The sequence below is a fragment of the Aeromonas sp. Marseille-Q5825 genome (genome assembly GCF_946892685.1).
Lineage (GTDB): Bacteria > Pseudomonadota > Gammaproteobacteria > Enterobacterales > Aeromonadaceae > Aeromonas > Aeromonas rivipollensis.
Map to the genome: position 1 here is coordinate 490,001 of NZ_CAMPOU010000006.1, position 19,478 is coordinate 509,478.

32 protein-coding genes (1 of these 32 cut by a window edge) are annotated in these 19,478 nt (G+C 56.6%); 3 read left to right on the forward strand and 29 right to left on the reverse strand.

The genetic code is table 11. From position 1 onward, the window contains the following. The 27 genes from OC537_RS17215 to rpsJ form a co-directional block, all read right to left on the reverse strand. Positions 1-630: the 5' portion of a DNA-directed RNA polymerase subunit alpha gene (locus OC537_RS17215; RefSeq protein ID WP_005307997.1), read on the reverse strand. It extends 360 nt beyond the left edge of the window; the window shows 630 of its 990 coding nt (coding positions 1-630); it begins with the start codon at positions 628-630; its stop codon lies off the left edge, out of view. A gap of 25 nt (positions 631-655) precedes the next feature. Continuing rightward, positions 656-1,276, reverse strand: coding sequence for a 30S ribosomal protein S4 (gene rpsD / locus OC537_RS17220; protein ID WP_010672568.1), 621 nt, complete (start codon positions 1,274-1,276; stop codon positions 656-658). A 39-nt stretch (positions 1,277-1,315) separates the two neighbouring features. Continuing rightward, entirely contained in the window at positions 1,316-1,705 is a 390-nt protein-coding gene (gene rpsK / locus OC537_RS17225; RefSeq protein ID WP_005319702.1) for a 30S ribosomal protein S11, read from the reverse strand. Positions 1,706-1,719: 14 nt separating this feature from the next. Continuing rightward, on the reverse strand, positions 1,720-2,076 hold the full coding sequence (gene rpsM, locus OC537_RS17230; RefSeq protein WP_005307991.1) for a 30S ribosomal protein S13: 357 nt from the start codon (positions 2,074-2,076) through the stop codon (positions 1,720-1,722). A gap of 139 nt (positions 2,077-2,215) precedes the next feature. After that, a complete protein-coding gene (gene rpmJ, locus OC537_RS17235) occupies positions 2,216-2,329 on the reverse strand; it encodes a 50S ribosomal protein L36 (RefSeq protein WP_005319705.1) in 114 nt (37 codons plus the stop codon). A 27-nt stretch (positions 2,330-2,356) separates the two neighbouring features. Further along, a complete protein-coding gene (secY, locus tag OC537_RS17240) occupies positions 2,357-3,685 on the reverse strand; it encodes a preprotein translocase subunit SecY (protein WP_005307989.1) in 1,329 nt (442 codons plus the stop codon). Between the two features lie 8 nt (positions 3,686-3,693). After that, positions 3,694-4,131 (reverse strand): 50S ribosomal protein L15, encoded by a 438-nt coding sequence (rplO, locus tag OC537_RS17245; protein WP_025325390.1) that lies wholly within the window; start codon positions 4,129-4,131, stop codon positions 3,694-3,696. 2 nt (positions 4,132-4,133) lie between these two features. Further along, entirely contained in the window at positions 4,134-4,313 is a 180-nt protein-coding gene (gene rpmD, locus OC537_RS17250) for a 50S ribosomal protein L30 (protein ID WP_005307985.1), read from the reverse strand. Between the two features lie 6 nt (positions 4,314-4,319). Beyond that, on the reverse strand, positions 4,320-4,820 hold the full coding sequence (gene rpsE, locus OC537_RS17255; RefSeq protein WP_005340605.1) for a 30S ribosomal protein S5: 501 nt from the start codon (positions 4,818-4,820) through the stop codon (positions 4,320-4,322). 14 nt (positions 4,821-4,834) lie between these two features. Beyond that, on the reverse strand, positions 4,835-5,188 hold the full coding sequence (gene rplR, locus OC537_RS17260) for a 50S ribosomal protein L18 (protein WP_033130012.1): 354 nt from the start codon (positions 5,186-5,188) through the stop codon (positions 4,835-4,837). A 9-nt stretch (positions 5,189-5,197) separates the two neighbouring features. Then, entirely contained in the window at positions 5,198-5,731 is a 534-nt protein-coding gene (gene rplF, locus OC537_RS17265) for a 50S ribosomal protein L6 (protein WP_106885233.1), read from the reverse strand. 13 nt (positions 5,732-5,744) lie between these two features. Continuing rightward, positions 5,745-6,137 (reverse strand): 30S ribosomal protein S8, encoded by a 393-nt coding sequence (rpsH, locus tag OC537_RS17270; protein ID WP_005307980.1) that lies wholly within the window; start codon positions 6,135-6,137, stop codon positions 5,745-5,747. 19 nt (positions 6,138-6,156) lie between these two features. Continuing rightward, a complete protein-coding gene (gene rpsN / locus OC537_RS17275; RefSeq protein WP_005331161.1) occupies positions 6,157-6,462 on the reverse strand; it encodes a 30S ribosomal protein S14 in 306 nt (101 codons plus the stop codon). 10 nt (positions 6,463-6,472) lie between these two features. Continuing rightward, positions 6,473-7,012: a 50S ribosomal protein L5 gene (gene rplE / locus OC537_RS17280; protein ID WP_005331162.1), complete on the reverse strand. Its 540-nt coding sequence runs from the start codon at positions 7,010-7,012 to the stop codon at positions 6,473-6,475. Between the two features lie 13 nt (positions 7,013-7,025). After that, positions 7,026-7,343: a 50S ribosomal protein L24 gene (gene rplX, locus OC537_RS17285; protein ID WP_025325387.1), complete on the reverse strand. Its 318-nt coding sequence runs from the start codon at positions 7,341-7,343 to the stop codon at positions 7,026-7,028. A gap of 11 nt (positions 7,344-7,354) precedes the next feature. After that, positions 7,355-7,723, reverse strand: a complete 369-nt coding sequence (gene rplN, locus OC537_RS17290; protein WP_005307975.1) for a 50S ribosomal protein L14 — start codon at positions 7,721-7,723, stop codon at positions 7,355-7,357. A gap of 148 nt (positions 7,724-7,871) precedes the next feature. Next, complete coding sequence (gene rpsQ, locus OC537_RS17295) at positions 7,872-8,120, reverse strand: 30S ribosomal protein S17 (RefSeq protein ID WP_005307966.1); 249 nt, start codon at positions 8,118-8,120, stop codon at positions 7,872-7,874. After that, the gene (gene rpmC / locus OC537_RS17300; protein WP_005319733.1) at positions 8,120-8,311 is read right to left on the reverse strand and encodes a 50S ribosomal protein L29; all 192 of its coding nucleotides are present in this window, start codon (positions 8,309-8,311) and stop codon (positions 8,120-8,122) included. The genes rpsQ and rpmC overlap by 1 nt, the downstream gene beginning before the upstream one ends. After that, complete coding sequence (gene rplP / locus OC537_RS17305) at positions 8,311-8,724, reverse strand: 50S ribosomal protein L16 (RefSeq protein WP_005307963.1); 414 nt, start codon at positions 8,722-8,724, stop codon at positions 8,311-8,313. The genes rpmC and rplP overlap by 1 nt, the downstream gene beginning before the upstream one ends. Before the next feature lie 13 nt (positions 8,725-8,737). Next, positions 8,738-9,451 carry a 30S ribosomal protein S3 gene (gene rpsC / locus OC537_RS17310; RefSeq protein WP_005331168.1) on the reverse strand — a complete coding sequence of 238 codons (714 nt, stop codon included), beginning with the start codon at positions 9,449-9,451 and terminating at the stop codon, positions 8,738-8,740. Between the two features lie 3 nt (positions 9,452-9,454). Next, on the reverse strand, positions 9,455-9,799 hold the full coding sequence (rplV, locus tag OC537_RS17315; RefSeq protein ID WP_005319741.1) for a 50S ribosomal protein L22: 345 nt from the start codon (positions 9,797-9,799) through the stop codon (positions 9,455-9,457). A 10-nt stretch (positions 9,800-9,809) separates the two neighbouring features. Further along, positions 9,810-10,088, reverse strand: coding sequence for a 30S ribosomal protein S19 (gene rpsS, locus OC537_RS17320; protein ID WP_005307960.1), 279 nt, complete (start codon positions 10,086-10,088; stop codon positions 9,810-9,812). A gap of 22 nt (positions 10,089-10,110) precedes the next feature. After that, entirely contained in the window at positions 10,111-10,932 is an 822-nt protein-coding gene (gene rplB, locus OC537_RS17325; protein WP_005331177.1) for a 50S ribosomal protein L2, read from the reverse strand. Positions 10,933-10,947: 15 nt separating this feature from the next. Then, positions 10,948-11,250 (reverse strand): 50S ribosomal protein L23, encoded by a 303-nt coding sequence (gene rplW, locus OC537_RS17330; protein WP_005331199.1) that lies wholly within the window; start codon positions 11,248-11,250, stop codon positions 10,948-10,950. Beyond that, positions 11,247-11,852: a 50S ribosomal protein L4 gene (gene rplD / locus OC537_RS17335; RefSeq protein ID WP_025325386.1), complete on the reverse strand. Its 606-nt coding sequence runs from the start codon at positions 11,850-11,852 to the stop codon at positions 11,247-11,249. Before rplD ends, rplW begins: the two co-directional genes overlap by 4 nt. A gap of 17 nt (positions 11,853-11,869) precedes the next feature. After that, positions 11,870-12,502: a 50S ribosomal protein L3 gene (rplC, locus tag OC537_RS17340; protein ID WP_025325385.1), complete on the reverse strand. Its 633-nt coding sequence runs from the start codon at positions 12,500-12,502 to the stop codon at positions 11,870-11,872. 22 nt (positions 12,503-12,524) lie between these two features. After that, complete coding sequence (rpsJ, locus tag OC537_RS17345; RefSeq protein WP_005307944.1) at positions 12,525-12,836, reverse strand: 30S ribosomal protein S10; 312 nt, start codon at positions 12,834-12,836, stop codon at positions 12,525-12,527. Between the two features lie 355 nt (positions 12,837-13,191). Here rpsJ and OC537_RS17350 point away from each other — a divergent pair, with 355 nt between their 5' ends. Continuing rightward, complete coding sequence (locus tag OC537_RS17350) at positions 13,192-14,106, forward strand: DMT family transporter (RefSeq protein ID WP_139745052.1); 915 nt, start codon at positions 13,192-13,194, stop codon at positions 14,104-14,106. A 37-nt stretch (positions 14,107-14,143) separates the two neighbouring features. Here OC537_RS17350 and envZ read toward each other — a convergent pair whose 3' ends face one another. Next, positions 14,144-15,454 (reverse strand): two-component system sensor histidine kinase EnvZ, encoded by a 1,311-nt coding sequence (gene envZ / locus OC537_RS17355; RefSeq protein ID WP_262113072.1) that lies wholly within the window; start codon positions 15,452-15,454, stop codon positions 14,144-14,146. Continuing rightward, positions 15,451-16,170 carry a two-component system response regulator OmpR gene (gene ompR / locus OC537_RS17360; protein ID WP_025325382.1) on the reverse strand — a complete coding sequence of 240 codons (720 nt, stop codon included), beginning with the start codon at positions 16,168-16,170 and terminating at the stop codon, positions 15,451-15,453. The genes envZ and ompR overlap by 4 nt, the downstream gene beginning before the upstream one ends. A gap of 225 nt (positions 16,171-16,395) precedes the next feature. Here ompR and greB point away from each other — a divergent pair, with 225 nt between their 5' ends. Continuing rightward, complete coding sequence (gene greB / locus OC537_RS17365) at positions 16,396-16,869, forward strand: transcription elongation factor GreB (protein ID WP_025325381.1); 474 nt, start codon at positions 16,396-16,398, stop codon at positions 16,867-16,869. A gap of 226 nt (positions 16,870-17,095) precedes the next feature. After that, the gene (locus OC537_RS17370) at positions 17,096-19,408 is read left to right on the forward strand and encodes a Tex family protein (protein WP_262113078.1); all 2,313 of its coding nucleotides are present in this window, start codon (positions 17,096-17,098) and stop codon (positions 19,406-19,408) included. Positions 19,409-19,478: the final 70 nt, after the last annotated feature.

Here is a 19,478-nt window from a genome sequence, read left to right on the forward strand (position 1 = left end):
AGTACCATTGGTCTCCATGTCGATAACCAGCTTGTCCAAGTCGGTGCGCTGTTCCACACGTGCCGCCTCAACATTGTAGGCGATGCGAACGATGGGGCTGAACGCGGAGTCCAGCAGCAGGCGACCAATAGGACGCTCTTCATCATCGTTGTGAACACGAGCAGAAGCAGGCACATAACCACGACCGCGCTGAACTTTCAGACGCATGCTGATTTCAGCATTGGCCCCTGTCAGGTGGCAGATTACGTGCTCCGGGTTTACGATCTCGACTTCATCACCGTGAGTGATATCACCAGCGGTAACGGGGCCTGTTCCAGACTTGGTCAGGGACAGAGTTACCTCGTCCTTGCCTTCCAGCTTCACAGCGATACCTTTCAGGTTGAGCAGGATTTCAAGAATGTCTTCCTGTACACCTTCTTTGCTGCTGTACTCGTGCAGTACTCCGTCGATCTCGACTTCAGTGACTGCACAACCGGGCATAGATGACAGCAAAATACGACGCAGGGCATTACCCAGCGTGTGGCCAAAGCCACGCTCAAGCGGCTCGAGAGTCACTTTCGCGTGAGTCGGGCTAACTTGCTCGATGTCAACTAGCCGCGGTTTAAGAAAATCTGTTACAGAACCCAGCATTGTGTCCTCTCTTTAGAAGCTAGCTTTACTTGGAGTAAAGCTCGACGATCAGCTGTTCGTTAATGTCGGCAGACAGGTCGGAACGCTCTGGCAGGCGCTTGAAGGCACCTTCCATCTTAGCAGCGTCAACCTCTACCCAAGTCGGCTTCTCGCGCTGACCAGCAACTTCCAGGGAAGCTTTGATACGCGCTTGCTTCTTAGCCTTCTCGCGAACGCAGATCACGTCCTCAGGGGATACCTGGAAAGAAGGAACATTCACAACGCGGCCGTTTACCATGATGGCTTTGTGGCTCACCAGCTGACGAGACTCAGCACGAGTGGCGCCGAAGCCCATGCGGTAGACGACGTTGTCCAGACGACCTTCCAGCAGCTGCAACAGGTTTTCACCGGTGTTACCCTTTTGACGGGCAGCGTCGCGGTAGTAGTTGCGGAACTGTTTTTCCAATACGCCGTAGATACGACGTACTTTTTGTTTCTCGCGCAGTTGCACGCCATAGTCGGACAGACGCGCTTTACGCGCACCATGTTGACCAGGAACGGTGTCAATCTTGCACTTAGAATCAATCGCACGAACACCAGACTTCAGGAAGAGGTCGGTGCCCTCACGACGGCTAAGCTTAAGCTTAGGACCGATATATCTTGCCATCTTCTTTCTCCAACAATCCTAGACCAAGTAGCTACAGCGTTATACGCGGCGCTTCTTGGGAGGACGACAACCGTTGTGCGGGATCGGAGTCACATCAGTAATATTAGTGATGCGGAAACCAGCCGCGTTCAGAGCGCGGATGGAAGACTCACGACCGGGACCCGGACCTTTGACCATGACTTCCAGGTTCTTCACGCCGTATTCTTTGGCGATCTCACCAGCACGCTCAGCAGCTACCTGGGCAGCAAACGGAGTGGACTTACGGGAACCACGGAAACCTGAACCACCGGAGGTAGCCCATGACAGAGCATTGCCCTGACGGTCAGTAATGGTCACGATTGTGTTGTTGAAAGATGCATGAACGTGCGCAATACCGTCGCTCACTTGCTTTTTAACGCGCTTGCGAGCACGAGTCGGAGTTTTAGCCATTTTCTACCTTCCCGTTACTTCTTGATAGCCTTGCGCGGACCCTTACGGGTACGAGCGTTGGTCTTGGTACGTTGACCACGAACAGGCAGGCTACGACGGTGACGCAAGCCACGGTAGCAACCCAGATCCATCAAGCGTTTGATGTTCATGGAAATCTGACGACGCAAGTCACCTTCAACGGTGAATTTACCTACTTGCTCGCGCAGACTTTCGATCTGAGCTTCGTCCAAGTCTTTAATTTTCACATTCTCAGCAATACCGGCTGCGGCACAGATGGCCTTGGAGCGGGTACGACCGACGCCATAAATCGCAGTCAACGCAATGACTGCATGCTTATGGTCAGGAATGTTAATGCCAGCGATACGGGCCACTGTTCACTCCTACTTAGCGTAGATAACGACCACCACAAAGCCCGTGAGCGGATACGTGGCGGTCAACCAATACACAACAAAAGTTGGCTGGCTATATTAGCCAGCACAACTATTTGTTGCAAGTACTAACCGTAAAAAATTAGCCTTGGCGCTGTTTATGCTTTGGCTCGCTGCAAATCACACGCACCACACCGTGACGCTTGATGATTTTGCAGTTACGGCAGATTGCCTTAACGGAAGCACGAACTTTCATTGCTTAACTCCGTAACTACGCCGACCTTTAGCGGCCGTAGCCCTTCAGGTTGGCCTTCCTCAGGACGTCACCATATTGATGAGACATCATATGGGTTTGTACCTGAGCCATGAAGTCCATGATAACTACCACGATAATCAGCAGCGAAGTGCCACCGAAGTAGAACTGTACGTTCCAGGCAGTCATCAAGAACTGGGGTACCAGACAGATAAAGGTTATATAGAGCGCACCTGCCAATGTCAGGCGAGTCATAACCTTATCGATGTAACGTGCTGTCTGCTCGCCCGGGCGGATCCCCGGGATAAAGGCTCCACTCTTCTTCAGATTATCTGCTGTCTCGCGGGGGTTGAACACCAGCGCGGTATAGAAGAAGCAGAAGAAGATAATGGCTGCTGCATAGAGCATCTCATACAAGGGTTGACCCGGCTGCAGGACCATAGAGACCTGTTGCAGGATATCAGCCACCTTGCCCTCGCCCTGACCAAACCAAGAGGTAATGGTCCCTGGGAAGAGGATGATGCTGGATGCGAAAATCGCAGGAATCACACCGGCCATATTCACTTTCAACGGCAGGTGTGTGCTTTGCGCGGCGAATACCTGGCGGCCTTGTTGACGCTTGGCATAGTTGACGACGATACGACGCTGACCACGCTCCACGAACACCACAAAGTAAGTCACTGCGAAAACAATCAAGCCCAGCAACAACAACAGCAGGATGTGCAATTCCCCTTGACGTGCCTGTTCGGCCGTAGCGCCAATGGCATGAGGCAGACCAGCAACGATACCCGTGAAAATAATCAACGAGATACCATTACCAATCCCACGCTCGGTAATCTGTTCACCCAACCACATCAAGAACATGGTACCGGTGACCAGACTCACAACGGCCGTGAAATAGAAGCCCAAACCCGGATGAGTCACGAGTCCCTGCATCATATTCGGCAGACCGGTTGCAATACCAATGGCCTGGAACGTTCCCAAAACCAGCGTGCCCCAACGGGTATATTGGCTAATCTTGCGACGGCCGGATTCACCCTCTTTCTTGAGTTCAGCAAGAGCAGGATGAACCACAGTCAGCAGCTGGATAATGATCGACGCCGAAATGTACGGCATGATCCCCAGCGCAAGAATAGAAGCACGCGAGAGTGCACCACCACTGAACATGTTGAACATCTCAATGATGGTGCCCTTCTGTTGTTGGAACAACTCGGCCAGTACGGCGGCGTCAATACCAGGAATCGGCACATAAGAGCCTGCGCGGAACACGATAATTGCCCCGAGAACGAAGAGCAGACGGCTCTTCAGTTCACTCAGACCACCTTGTGCTTTAACATCCAATCCTGGTTTCTTAGCCATTGTACTGATTATTCCTCGATTTTACCGCCAGCGGCCTCGATGGCTGCACGTGCACCTTTGGTGACGGACAGACCACGAACGGTCACAGCACGGTCAATGTTGCCAGACAGAACAACTTTAGCGAAAACGATGTTCTTGGTAACAACACCGGCTTGCTTCAGAGTGCTCAGATCGACCACATCACCTTCTACCAGGGCGATTTCGTTCAGGCGCACTTCGGCAGAAACCAAAGATTTGCGAGAGAAGAAACCGAACTTCGGCAGACGGATTTTCAAAGGCATCTGGCCACCCTCGAAACCGTTGCGGACTTTACCGCCACCGGAACGAGAAGTTTGACCTTTCACACCACGACCACCGGTCTTGCCCAGACCAGAACCGATACCACGGCCCGGACGGTGCTTAACACGCTTGGAACCAGCGGCCGGAGACAGAGTATTCAGACGCATGCTTAGCCCTCCACCTTAACCATGTAATAAACCTGGTTGATCATGCCGCGTACGCAGGGAGTATCTTCCAGCTCAACGGTGTGACCAATGCGACGCAGACCCAGACCACGCAGAGTCGCCTTGTGCTTTGGCAGACGGCCGATAGAGCTGCGAGTTTGAGTTACTTTTACAGTGTTAGCCATGTCGCATTACCCCAGAATTTCTTCAACGCGCAGACCACGCTTGGCAGCGATCTGTTCCGGTGATTGACCGTGAACCAGAGCGTCTACAGTTGCGCGAACAACGTTGATTGGGTTGGTGGAACCGTAGGTCTTGGCCAGCACGTTGTGGATACCGGCAACTTCCAGTACGGCACGCATGGCGCCGCCTGCAATGATACCAGTACCTTGTGAGGCCGGCTTCATGAACACGGTGGAACCGGAGTGAACACCGCGCACCGGGTGGTGCAGAGTGCCATTGTTCAGTTCAACCTTGTTCAGGTTACGTTTAGCCTGTTCCATTGCCTTTTGAATGGCAGCCGGAACTTCACGGGCCTTACCGTAACCGTAACCTACACGGCCGTTACCATCACCCACCACGGTCAACGCGGTGAAGGACATGATACGACCACCTTTAACAGTTTTCGAAACACGGTTTACTGCAATCAGCTTTTCTTGCAGTTCGCCGGCTTGAGATTCGACTTTAGCCATCTTCGACTCCTAGCTTAGAACTGAAGACCAGCGTCACGAGCAGCGGTAGCCAGAGCGGCTACACGACCGTGATACTTGAAACCGGAACGATCGAAAGATACGTTCTGAACGCCTTTGGCAATAGCACGCTCAGCGATTGCTTTACCTACTGCGGTAGCTGCATCTGCATTACCGGTAGATTTGAGCGCTTCACTGATGGCTTTCTCTACTGTAGAAGCAGAGGCCAGAACTTCGGAACCGTTGGCTGCGATAACCTGCGCATAGATATGACGCGGGGTACGGTGAACAACCAGACGGGTAGCTCCCAGTTCCTGCATCTTTTTCCGAGCACGAGTAGCACGACGGAGACGAGCTGCTTTCTTGTCCATAGTGTTACCTTACTTCTTCTTAGCTTCTTTAGTACGCACTTGCTCGTTGGCATAGCGTACACCCTTGCCCTTGTAGGGCTCCGGAGCGCGGTAAGAACGGATATCGGCGGCGACTTGGCCAACCAGCTGCTTGTCCACACCACGCAGAATGATCTCTGTGGCGGACGGACATTCAGCGGTGACACCAGCCGGCAGCGCATGCTCAACCGGGTGAGAGAAGCCCAGAGCCAGCGCGACAGCATTGCCCTTGATGGAGGCTTTGTAGCCAACACCAACCAGCTGCAGCTTGCGCTCGAAGCCTTGGGTAACACCGATTACCATGTTGTTAGCCAATGCACGTGCAGTACCGGCCTGAGCGTCAGCACCAGCGATGCCGTCGCGCGGGGCGAACTTCAGTACATTGTCTTCTTTGGTCACTTCTACACCGGCGTGGATGGAACGAACCAGAGAACCTTTACCACCTTTGATGGACAGTTCCTGACCGTTCAGAGTCACCTCTACGCCAGCAGGAATAGTGACGGGTGCCTTAGCAACGCGAGACATTTCCGACCTCCTATTAAGCGACGTAGCAGATGATCTCACCACCCATGCTTGCCTTGCGGGCAGCACGGTCGGTCATCACACCTTTAGACGTGGACACGATAGCAACACCGAGACCGCCCATGACTTTCGGCAGATCAGTAGTGCGCTTGTAAATACGCAGGCCGGGACGGCTCACGCGTTGGATCAGTTCTACAACCGGCTTGCCCTGGAAATATTTCAGTTCAATTTCCAGTTCCGGCTTCACATCACCTGCTACGGAGTAGCCAGCGATGTAACCTTCTTCCTTCAGCACTTTGGCAATAGCCACTTTCAGCTTGGAAGAAGGCATGGAAACCGCAACTTTGCTCGCCGCCTGACCGTTACGGATGCGGGTCAGCATATCCGCGATCGGATCTTGCATGCTCATAGTCTAACTCCCGAGATTCTTACCAAGAGGCCTTTTTGAGGCCCGGAATTTCGCCCTTCATGGCATGCTCACGCACCTTGATGCGAGAGAGGCCAAACTTCCGCAGGAAACCGTGCGGACGACCAGTGATGTTGCAACGGTTACGCTGGCGGGACGGACTGGAATCACGGGGCAGCTGTTGCAGTTGCAAGACAGCATCCCAACGCGCTTCTTCAGAAGCGTTCATATCAACGATGATAGCTTTCAGCTCGGTACGCTTGGTCGCGAACTTGGCTGCCAGCTTCGCACGCTTTGCTTCACGTGCTTTCATGGATGTTTTAGCCATAACCCTAACCTTACTTGCGGAATGGGAAGTTAAAGGCAGCCAGCAGAGCACGGCCTTCTTCGTCGGTATTCGCGGAAGTGGTGATGGTGATATCCAGACCACGGACGCGATCGACCTTGTCATAGTCGATTTCCGGGAAGATGATTTGCTCACGCACGCCCATGGAGTAGTTACCACGGCCATCAAACGCCTTAGCGTTCAGACCACGGAAGTCACGGATACGCGGTACGGAGATGCAAATCAGCCGTTCCAGGAACTCCCACATACGCTCGCCACGCAGGGTTACTTTACAACCTATCGGGTAGCCTTCACGAATCTTGAAGCCCGCAACAGATTTGCGTGCTTTGGTGATCAGCGGTTTCTGACCGGAAATGGCAGCCATATCGGCAGCAGCATTTTCCAGCAACTTCTTGTCAGAGATCGCTTCACCAACACCCATGTTCAGGGTGATTTTCTCGATCCGAGGGACTTGCATGATAGTCTTGTAACCGAACTGCTTGGACAGTTCATTTACTACATCGGATTTGTAGTAATCATGCAGTTTCGCCATCGTTAAACTCCAATTACTTCACAAGTTCGCCGGTGGATTTGAAGAAACGGACTTTCTTGCCGTCTTCAATCCGGAAACCAACGCGGTCAGCCTTGCCAGTGGCAGAGTTGAACAGCGCGATGTTAGATACATCGATGGGGGCTTCTTTGGTGACGATACCGCCAGCCTGACCCAATGCGGGTACCGGCTTCTGGTGTTTCTTCACCTGGTTGATGCCTTCCACGATTACCTTACCTTTTGCAATCAGGACTTGAGTGACTTTGCCACGCTTGCCCTTGTCTTTGCCGGTAAGAACAATTACTTCGTCTTCGCGACGGATTTTCGCTGCCATCGTTCGACTCCTTACAGTACTTCGGGTGCCAGGGACACAATCTTCATGAACTTCTCATTACGGAGTTCACGGGTCACCGGGCCAAAAATACGAGTACCGATTGGCTGTTGGTTGTTGTTAAGCAACACAGCCGCATTGTTGTCGAAACGGATGACAGAGCCGTCCGGACGACGAACGCCTTTACGGGTGCGTACGACCACCGCGTTATACACATCACCTTTCTTCACTTTACCGCGAGGAATAGCTTCCTTGATGGAAACCTTGATGATGTCGCCGATGCCGGCATAACGGCGGTGCGAACCACCCAGAACCTTAATACACATTACACTGCGAGCGCCGGAGTTGTCGGCAACACCCAGCATACTTTGCATCTGGATCATCTTAGTGCTCCGCTTTGTTTACTTCTTATCCCTAATGGGATCTGGCTGCCTTCAAAAGGCGCGAAACTATAACACAGGTATTTTTGAAAAGGTAGCCTAAAAAACAAACGGCCCCGATGGGGGGCCGTTTGGGCTAAAAAGTACCGAATTAGGCCTTTTCTACGACAGCAACCAGGGTCCAGGACTTGGTCTTGGACAGCGGGCGGCATTCGCGGATTTCCACGAGATCGCCAGCTTTACACTCGTTGTTCTCGTCATGTACGTGCAGCTTGGTAGTGCGCTTGATGATCTTACCGTAGATCGGGTGCTTTACCTTGCGCTCGATAGCGACGGTGATGGACTTGTCCATCTTGTCGCTAATTACACGACCTTGCAGAGTACGGATCTTGTCAGTCATTACGCACCTGCCTTCTCAGTCAGTACAGTCTTGATACGTGCGACGTCACGACGCACTTGTTTCAGAGTGTGAGTCTGAGCCAGCTGGCCGGTGGACGCTTGCATGCGCATGTTGAATTGCTCACGCAGCAGACCCAGCAGCTCCTGGTTCAGTTCATCGACGCTCTTTTGACGCAGATCTTGGGCTTTCATCACATCACCGTCTTAATTACGAAAGTGGTCTGAACGGACAGCTTAGCTGCGGCCAGGGCAAACGCTTCACGCGCCAGAGCCTCAGGTACACCATCCATCTCGTACAGAACCTTGCCAGGCTGGATCGGGCAGACCCAATATTCCACGTTGCCCTTACCTTTACCCATACGAACTTCGAGGGGCTTTTCGGTGATGGGCTTGTCCGGGAACACACGGATCCAGATCTTACCTTGACGCTTTACGTGACGGGTCATGGCACGACGGGCTGCTTCGATTTGACGAGCAGTCAGTTGACCACGAGATGTCGCCTTCAGGCCAAAGGTACCGAAGGATACTTCGTTACCAGAGTTGGCCAGACCGCGGTTACGACCCTTATGGGTCTTGCGGAATTTAGTACGCTTAGGTTGCAACATTTACCGAATCTCCTTACTTAGCAGCGCGGCGCTTGTTGTCACGCTTGGGCTTTGCAGGAGCTTGCTCTTGAGCAGCGGCAGCGTTAACAGCAGCCAGACCGCCCAGAACTTCGCCCTTGAAGATCCAAACTTTGACGCCGATCACACCGTAAGTGGTGTGGGCTTCAGAAGTTGCGTAGTCGATGTCGGCACGCAGGGTGTGCAAAGGCACACGACCTTCACGGTACCATTCGGTACGCGCGATTTCAGCGCCGCCCAGACGACCGGACACTTCTACTTTGATGCCCTTGGCACCCAGGCGCATGGCGTTCTGTACGGCGCGCTTCATAGCGCGACGGAACATTACGCGACGTTCCAGCTGAGAAGTGATGCTGTCGGCAACGAGTTTGCCATCCAGCTCCGGCTTGCGGACTTCGGAAATGTTGATCTGAGCAGGCACGCCAGCAATAGCGGCTACGGCTTTGCGCAGTTTCTCAACGTCTTCGCCTTTCTTGCCGATCACGACACCCGGACGAGCGGTGTGAATGGTCACACGGATGCTCTTGGCCGGACGCTCGATGGTGATCTTGGACAAGGAAGCGTTTTTCAGCTCCTTGGTCAGGAACTGGCGTACTTGGAAATCGCTGTACAGGTTGTCAGCGAAGTCTTTGGTGTTCGCGAACCAGGTAGAATTCCAAGGCTTGGTAATACCCAGGCGAATGCCATTAGGATGTACTTTCTGACCCATTGCTTATCTCCCAGCCTTAGCGTCGGATACCACTACAGTGATGTGAGCGGTACGCTTGAGGATACGATCCGCGCGACCTTTGGCACGCGGGCGGATGCGCTTCATGGAGGGACCTTCGTCTACCATGATGGTGGCAACACGCAGGGCGTCGATGTCGGCGCCTTCGTTGTGCTCAGCGTTTGCAATGGCAGATTCCAGCACTTTCTTCACCAGAACCGCAGCCTTTTTCGGGCTGAAGGTCAGGATGTTCAGAGCCTTGTCTACGGACAGACCACGTACTTGATCGGCTACCAGACGAGCTTTCTGGGCAGAAGTACGGGCATAACGGTGTTTAGCGATAGCTTCCATCATTTATCCCTTAGCGCTTCTTAGCCTTCTTATCAGCAGCATGGCCGCGATAAGTACGAGTCGGTGCGAATTCACCCAGTTTGTGACCGATCATTTCTTCGGTAACGAAAACCGGAACGTGCTGACGACCATTATGGACAGCGATGGTCAAACCGATCATGTTCGGGATGATCATTGAACGACGGGACCAGGTCTTAACCGGCTTTTTATCCCCGCTTTCCACCGCTTTCTCTACCTTCTTCAGCAAGTGCAGGTCAATAAATGGACCCTTCTTGAGAGAACGTGGCATGGTGATTCCTCTATGTTAACAATTACTTGTTACGACGACGTACGATGTACTTGTCGGTACGCTTGTTCTTACGGGTCTTGAAGCCCTTAGCCTTCTGGCCCCATGGGGACACAGGCTGCATGCCCTTGTTACGACCCTCACCACCACCGTGCGGGTGATCAACCGGGTTCATCGCCATACCGCGAACGGTCGGACGAATACCACGCCAGCGGTTTGCACCGGCTTTACCCAGTTGACGCAGCATGTGCTCGGAGTTACCCACTTCACCAATGGTGGCGCGGCACTCGGCCAGAACTTTACGTACTTCGCCGGAACGCAGACGCAGAGTTACATAGTTACCTTCACGAGCCAGAATCTGGATGAAAGTACCAGCGGAACGAGCCAGCTGGGCACCTTTACCAGGCTTCATTTCTACGGCGTGAACGGTAGAACCAACCGGGATGTTACGCATCGGCAGGGAGTTACCTACCTTGATCGCAGCATCAGCACCAGAAGCGATAGCATCACCTGCTTTCAGGCCTTTCGGAGCCAGGATGTAACGACGCTCACCGTCTGCATACAGCACCAGGGCGATGTTTGCGGTACGGTTAGGATCGTATTCCAGACGCTCTACTTTGGCCGGAATGCCGTCTTTGTCGCGTTTGAAGTCGACGATACGGTAGTGTTGCTTGTGACCACCACCGATATGACGGGTGGTGATACGGCCGTTGTTGTTACGACCACCGGACTTGCTTTTGCTGTCCAGCAGAGCGGCGAAGGGCTTGCCCTTGTACAGCTCTTGGTTGACGATCTTGACGACGTGGCGGCGGCCCGGAGAAGTAGGCTTGCACTTAACGATTGCCATTTTTGAGAACTCCTCTTACTCGGCTGCGCCCATGAAGTCGATGTCCTGACCAGCTTTCAGGGTCACATAAGCCTTTTTCCAATCGGAACGACGGCCTACACGCGCACCTGAGCGCTTGGTCTTACCCTTCATGTTCAGGGTACGGACGGTCTCAACTTCGACCTCGAACAGTTTCGCAACTGCAGCTTTGACTTCCGCCTTGGTGGCATCAACAGCAACTTTGAACACGATAGTGTTCTGCTTTTCTGCGACCATGGTGCTCTTTTCAGAGATGTGCGGAGCCTTCAGAACTTTCAACAGACGTTCTTCGCGGATCATGCCAGCATCTCCTCGATTTGCTTAACTGCGTCAGCAGTCATCAGAATCTTGTCGAAAGCGATCAGGCTGACCGGGTCGATACCGGCAACATCACGCACGTCGACCTTGTACAGGTTGCGAGCAGCCAGGAACAGGTTCTCATCGACTTCAGCAGTCACGATCAGAACGTCAGTCAGTTCCATTTCTTTCAGCTTGGCGATCAGTTCTTTGGTCTTCGGCGCTTCGATGCCGAATTTCTCGACAACGATCAGGCGCTCTTGACGTACCAGCTCGGACAGGATGCTACGGATAGCGCCGCGGTACATCTTCTTGTTTACTTTCTGGCTGTGATCTTGCGGCTTAGCAGCAAAGGTCACACCACCGGAACGCCAGATGGGCGAACGGATGGAGCCAGCACGGGCACGACCAGTACCCTTCTGACGCCACGGCTTTTTGCCGCCACCAGACACTTCAGAGCGAGTCAGCTGCGCACGAGTACCCTGACGGGCACCAGCGGCATATGCAACGACGACCTGGTGAACCAGAGCTTCGTTGAATTCGCGCCCGAAGGTAGTCTCGGAAACTTCAAGAGCGCTCTTGGCGTCTTTCATTACCAATTCCATTACTATCTCCTCAGACGTTACGCTTTGACGGCAGGTTTGACGATCACGTTGCCGTTGGTTGCACCCGGTACTGCGCCTTTGATGAGCAGCAGGTTGCGTTCAGCGTCAACACGAACCAGTTCCAGGTTCTGAGTCGTTACACGCTCAGCACCCATGTGACCAGCCATCTTTTTGCCCTTGAATACACGGCCCGGGGTCTGGTTTTGACCGATGGAGCCAGGTACACGGTGGGACAGGGAGTTACCGTGGGTCATATCCTGGGTGCGGAAGTTGTGGCGCTTTACAGTGCCCGCAAAACCTTTACCCTTGGATGTGCCGGTAACGTCAACCATCTTAACGTCAGCGAGAAGATCTACTTTCAGCTCGCTACCAACAGTGAAAGTTTCACCGTTGTTCAGGCGGAACTCCCACAGACCGCGACCGGCTTCTACACCAGCTTTGGCGAAGTGGCCAGCTTCCGGCTTGGTCACACGGCTGGCTTTCTTGGCGCCAGTGGTAACCTGAATAGCGTTGTAGCCGTCGGTTTCTACAGATTTGACCTGAGTTACACGGTTAGCTTCAACTTCGATAACAGTCACCGGGATAGAAACGCCATCTTCAGTGAAGATGCGAGTCATACCCACTTTGCGACCTACAAGACCGATTGTCATTGTTATCAACCTCTTTCCGTAATTAACCCAGGCTGATCTGGACGTCTACACCAGCTGCCAGATCCAGACGCATCAGGGCGTCTACGGTCTTGTCAGTCGGCTCAACGATGTCTACCAGACGCTTGTGAGTGCGGATCTCGTACTGATCACGCGCATCTTTGTTGACGTGCGGGGAGATCAGGACGGTGAAGCGCTCTTTGCGAGTCGGCAGCGGAATAGGACCGCGAACCTGCGCGCCGGTGCGCTTTGCAGTTTCAACGATTTCCGCAGTGGATTGATCGATCAGGCGATGATCAAAAGCCTTCAGGCGGATACGGATTCTTTGGTTCTGCATTGACAGAGCTCCAATAGATAAAAGAACATAAATCAACACCGCCCGACCGAGATTACTCCCGCCAGAGGTGTGATTTTTCACGTTTCCTCCCATATCGGGAGGACTGTATGGCTGGCGACTCGTAAACGGGAAGCTCAGCAGCAGACATATCGTCTGGCATGCCTCATGGGCAAGCGGAGGGGATTATACGGATTTTTTCAATTCGCGCAAGAGAAGGCGGACAGATTGTGCGCAATTTTGTGTGACGGATGGATCTCGCTGGCGATCGCTCTCCTGCCAGCCACAAAGCGGTAACGACAATGTTGCAAACAGGCTGATAGACTGCGCCCTTGCCTCAGTCAGCGGAACGACCCCGATGCTCAAGAATCAGAAGAAAGCCTATCAATACGGACTCTGCGCCGTCGCCCTCTGGTCGACGGTAGCCACCGCCTTCAAGATATCCCTCGCCTACTTCGAGCCGGTGCAGTTGCTGCTGGTCGCCGCCATCACCTCGACCCTGACCCTGGGGTCCATCGTGGCGATCCAGGGCAAGCTGCCCCTGCTGCTGAGCTATCTCAGGGCCCGCCCCTTCTACTATCTGGCCCTGGGGGTGCTGAACCCCTTCCTTTACTACCTGCTGCTGTTCAAGGCCTATGACCTGCTGCCTGCCCAGCAGGCCCAGACCCTCAACTACACCTGGGCCATCACCTTGAGCTTGCTGGCAGTCCCCTTCCTCGGCCAGAAGCTCCGGCGCCGTGACGGCGTGGCCATAGTGCTTGGCTACTTCGGCGCCCTGGTGATCGCCACCAGGGGGGATGTGTTCGGCCTGCAGTTTGACAGCCCGCTCGGGGTGACGTTGGCCCTGGTCTCGACCCTCATCTGGGCGGGCTACTGGATCCTCAATACCCGTAATCAGGGGGATCCCATCGTCAGCCTGCTGCTCGGCTTCCTCATCAGCCTGCCTTTCATTGTGGTGGCGACCTGGCTGCTCGCCGACTTTGCCATGACCGCCTGGCAGGGCTGGCTCGGTGCCATCTATGTGGGACTGTTCGAGATGGGCTTTGGCTTCGTGCTCTGGCTGATGGCCCTGCGCCACGCCACCAACACGGCCCCCATCAGCAACCTCATCTTCATCTCGCCGTTTGCTTCGCTGGTGCTGCTCAACCTGTTGATCGGCGAAGCCATTCATCCCGCCACCCCCATAGGGCTGGCGCTGATCGTCGCCGCCCTGCTGATCCAGCAACTCAAATACGGCAAGCGCTACCGCAAGACGGCCGAGCCACAAGCCTGACAATGCAGAAGGGCGCATCCACAGATGCGCCCTTCGTTCAATCCATCCACTCCAGCGGCTGGTGCTTGGGTAGCCGGATCTCCACCAGCAAGCCCCCCAGATCAGAGCGGCCCAGCTTGATGGTGCCGTGGTGCTGGGACACTATCTTGGCGACTATGGCCAGCCCCAGGCCACTGCCACCGCCGGTGCGCGCCAGATTGCCCTGGGTAAAGGGCTTGAGCACCCGGAAGTAGTCCTGCTCTGCGATGCCGGGGCCATTGTCGGATAGCCGCAACCTGACCCAGTGACCATCGTCCTTCAGCTCGGCCTGCAACCGGGTCGCACCGTAGCGCAGCGCATTGCCCGACAGGTTGTTGAGGATGCGGCGGATGCTGATGGGATGGCAGGCCACTCGCACCGCCTGCTCCGGCAGGAGCAGCTCCACCTCCAGCCCCTGATCGGTCTGCATCAGCAGCGCATCGTGGATGAGCTGGGTCAGGTCGATCGGATGGGCCTCCAGCCCCTCGTTCGGGCGTATGTAGTCGATGAACTGATCTATGATGCCGTTGGACTCGTCGATGTCCGCATTGATGCTCTCCTTGAGGTACTCATCCCCGGAGGACATCATCTCGGTCGCCAGCCGGATGCGGGTCAGGGGTGTGCGCAGATCGTGGGAGACCCCGGCCATCATCAGGTTGCGCTCTTCGATGAGGCCCTTGATGGAGTGCGACATGTGGTTGAAGGTGCGGGTCAGGCGGCGTACCTCCCGCGATCCGTGCTCTCCCAGGGCATCGGGGAACTGGCCCCGCGCCACGGCCACGGCCCCCGCCTCCAGGTCTTCCAGCGGTCGCACCAGCTGGCGGGCGAAGCGCCAGGCCGCAAACAGGGTCACTACCAGCAGCACGCTCATGTAGATGATGAGGGGCTCTATGTCGTCATCCTCTATCTCGGTCAGGGGGATGCGCACCCACATCTGGCTGGCCTGGGGCGGCTGGATCCAGATGATGTAGTGGTCCTGGATCTCGACCCTGACCCTGGTTTCCCCCTTCAGCTCGCGGCTGATGTTCTCCTCCAGATAGGGGTAGGGCTTGGAATCCTTGAGTCCGTGCTGCTCCGCCTCGCTCTGGGTGTAGATGTCGCTGCCCGTGGTCACATAGACCAGCGCCTCGGCATCCTCGCTCAGCGCCAGCTGGTTGCTGTCGGCAGGGAAGATGAGCTTGACCTGATTGGCCAGCAGGTGGCTGATCTGCTTGACGGTGGGCGCCAGCAGATAGTTGTAGAAGGTGGCGTAGGAGACAACCTGATAGACCACCAGCACGGCGGCCAGGAACCAGAGCATGCGGGAGAACATGCTGCCCACTTTTTTCATTCCCCGTCACCGTCCGGCACGAAGACATAGCCCAGGCCCCACACTGTCTGCAGGTAACGGGGCTGGGCCGGATCCTGCTCCAGCAGGCGGCGCAGACGGGAGACCTGCACATCTATGCTGCGCTCTGTGGCTGTGTATTCCCGGCCCCGGGCCAGGTTCATCAGCTTGTCCCGGGAGAGCGGCTCGCGAGGGTGGCTCACCAATACCTTGAGGACGGCAAACTCGCCGCTGGTCAGGGCCACCGGCTCCCCGTCACGGCTCAGCTCGCGGGTCGCCAGGTTGAGTTGATAGGCGCCAAAGCTCACCATCTTCTCGGCGGTGGAGGGTGCGCCGGGCAGCTCGACGGTATGGCGGCGCAACACGGCGCGGATCCGGGCCAGCAACTCACGGGGGTTGAACGGCTTGGGCAGATAGTCATCCGCCCCCATCTCCAGACCGACGATGCGATCCACTTCGTCCCCCTTGGCGGTGAGCATCAGTACCGGGATCTGGTTGCCTGCCTCCCGCAGGCGGCGGCAGATGGAGAGCCCGTCCTCCCCCGGCAGCATCAGGTCGAGCACCATCAGGCTGAAGTTCTCGCGGGTCAGCAGGCGATCGGCCTGCTCTCCATTGGCAACGCCCCGCACCACAAATCCCTGTTCGGTGAGGTAACGCTCCAGCAGGGAGCGTAGTTTCAGGTCGTCGTCGACCACCAGGACCTTGTATTGCTGACTCATTGCCGCCTCTCCTCTCTGTCTCCTCCCAATACTAGGGCTCGCTCTGGCAACCACAAAGCATAAATATGTTACCGGTTATTACCCTTGGCCCGGGGTTCCGAGGGACAGATAGGCTCCGAGTGATCCTCTTTCCATGTATTTCTGCTCGACACTCGGACGCCAATGGCTAAGATCCCGAGCAAGACGACGCAACCCGCCATGCAGGCAGCAGGGACTGATAAGCCCATGAAAACCAAACTCATCACCCGTGAAGGCTACAACCAGCTCCGGCAGGAACACGACACCCTGTGGCGCGAGGAGAGACCCGAGGTCACCAAGAAGGTAGCCTGGGCGGCTAGCCTCGGGGATCGCAGCGAGAACGCCGACTACCAGTACAACAAGAAGCGGCTGCGGGAGATAGACCGCCGGGTCCGCTACCTGCGCAAGTGCCTGGAGGAGCTGACCATAGTCGATTACTCCCCCTCTCAGGAGGGCAAGGTGTTCTTCGGCGCCTGGGTCGAGGTGGAGAGTGAAGAGGGAGAGACCAAGCGCTTTCGCATCGTCGGCTATGACGAGATCTTCGGTCGCAAGGATTACATCTCCATCGACTCCCCCATGGCCCGTGCCCTGCTCAAGAAAGAGGTCGGCGACGAGGCCATAGTGCGCACGCCAGTGGGTGACGCCTGCTGGTATGTCAACGACATCAGCTACCCCAAGTGACCCTGCCGGGAGAAAACGGGCCCACCTGCCCCCGCGGGGTCAGGCTGGCACCCTTGCCCGGGGTGGCATCCCCAGCGTCGACCTCATATAGTGCTCACACCCGGCGCCTTGTGGCGCCAACCGGCCGCAGAAGCGCACCGGGAGTCAGCTGACGAGCCAGCAGCCCGCCGCGACAACTCCCAACCACTGCCGGCCCGTAGGACAGACCCGACCACAGAGACCCCAGATGCACAGCCATGTAATTGAGAAACAGATTGCCGGTGAGCTGAATGCCCGCCCGGAACAGGTGCAGGCCGCCGTGCGCCTGCTGGATGAAGGCTCGACCGTTCCCTTTATCGCCCGTTATCGCAAGGAGGTGACCGGCGGTCTGGACGACAGTCAGCTGCGTACCCTGGAGAGCCGCCTCGGCTATCTGCGTGAACTGGAAGATCGCCGCCAGGTGATCCTTCGCTCCATCGAGGAACAGGGCAAGCTGACCCCCGAGCTGGCGCGCGAGCTGAACGGTGCCGACAGCAAGACCCGGCTCGAAGATCTCTACCTCCCCTACAAGCCCAAGCGTCGCACCAAGGGGCAGATGGCCATCGAAGCTGGGCTGGAGCCGCTGGCCAATCTGTTGCTCACCGATCCGATGAAGGATCCCGAGCAAGCAGCCGCCGCCTTCCTCAATGCCGAGCAGGGGATCACCGACAGCAAGGCCGCCCTCGACGGTGCCCGTTACATCCTGATGGAGCGCTTCGCCGAGCAGGCCGATCTGCTGGAGAAGCTGCGGGACTACCTGTGGCAGAACGCCACCCTGCGGGCCCGCGTGGTGGCGGGCAAGGAGCAGGAAGGGGCCAAGTTCAAGGACTACTTCGAACATGACGAACCGCTGCACAAGGCCCCCTCCCACAGGGTGCTGGCCATGCTGCGCGGCCGCAACGAGGGAATCCTCAACCTGGCGCTGGTCACAGGTGACGATGAGAGCGCCAGCCCTTGCGAAGGGATCATCGCCCATCACCTCAAGCTCAATCTGCAGAGCCGTCCGGCCGACAAGTGGCTGCAGGGGGTGGTGAGCTGGACCTGGAAGGTCAAGCTCTCCCTGCAGATGGAAACCGAGCTTATCGGCCGCATCCGCGAATCGGCAGAGGACGAGGCGATCAAGGTGTTCGCCATGAACCTCAAGGATCTGCTGATGGCAGCGCCGGCCGGCATGCGTTGCACCATGGGGCTGGATCCCGGCATCCGCACCGGGGTCAAGGTGGCCGTGGTGGATGCCACCGGCAAGCTGGTCGATCACGCCACCATCTATCCGTTCGAACCCAAGCGCCAAATCGATCAGAGCCTCAAGACACTGAGCGAGCTGTGCCAGAAGCACAAGGTCGAGCTCATCAGCATAGGCAACGGCACCGCCTCCCGGGAGACCGACCGCCTGGTGAGCGAGCTGTTCGAGCGCTACCCCTTGGCCCGGGCCCAGAAGATAGTAGTGAGCGAGGCGGGCGCCTCGGTCTACTCCGCCTCCGAGCTCGCCTCCCAGGAGTTCCCGGATCTCGATGTCTCCATCCGTGGCGCCGTCTCCATCGCCCGCCGCCTGCAGGACCCCCTGGCCGAGCTGGTCAAGATCGATCCCAAGAGCATAGGCGTGGGCCAGTACCAGCACGACGTCGGCCAGAGCCAGCTGGCCCGCCGACTGGATGCTGTGGTCGAGGATTGCGTGAACGCGGTCGGTGTGGATGTGAATACCGCCTCGGTCGCCCTGCTCAACCGGGTTTCCGGCCTCTCCCAGACCCTGGCCCAGAACATAGTCGCCTACCGGGATGAGCACGGCGCCTTCAAGAGCCGTCAGCAGTTGTTGAAGGTGAGCCGCCTCGGCCCCAAGGCGTTCGAGCAGTGCGCCGGCTTCCTGCGCATTCGCGGCGGCAACAATCCGCTGGATGGCTCGGCGGTGCACCCGGAGTCCTATCCGGTGGTGGAGCGGATCCTCGCCCAACTTGAACAGACAGTGGACAGCCTGCTCGGCAACAGCAGCCTGCTGCGCAGCCTGAAACCGGCCGACTACACGGACGAGCAATTCGGCGTGCCCACAGTCACCGACATCATAGGCGAGCTGGACAAGCCGGGCCGGGATCCGCGCCCCGAGTTCAAGACCGCCACCTTCAGGGACGGGGTGGAGAAGATAAGCGACCTGGTGCCCGAGATGGTGCTGGAAGGTGTGGTCACCAACGTCACCAATTTCGGCGCCTTCGTCGACATCGGCGTCCATCAGGACGGGCTGGTGCACATCTCCTCCCTGACCGACCGTTTCGTCAAGGATCCCCGCGAGGTGGTCAAGGCGGGTGACATAGTGCGGGTCAAGGTGCTGGAGGTGGATGTACCGCGCAAGCGCATCAGCCTGACCATGCGCCTCGACGAGAAAGCGGGACAACCCGCCCGCAAGCCGGCGGAATCCCGCCCATCGGGTGCAGGCAACACCAGACCCAGGCAGGAGCCGAAACCGAGCGCCCCAGCCGGTGGCGCCATGGGCAACGCCTTCGCCGCCGCCCTCTCCAAGATGAAGAAGTGATTGCCCCGAAATGACAAAAGCCCCGCGAGGGGCTTTTTTACATCTGTTCGAAACGCCTGCGTCAGCCCTG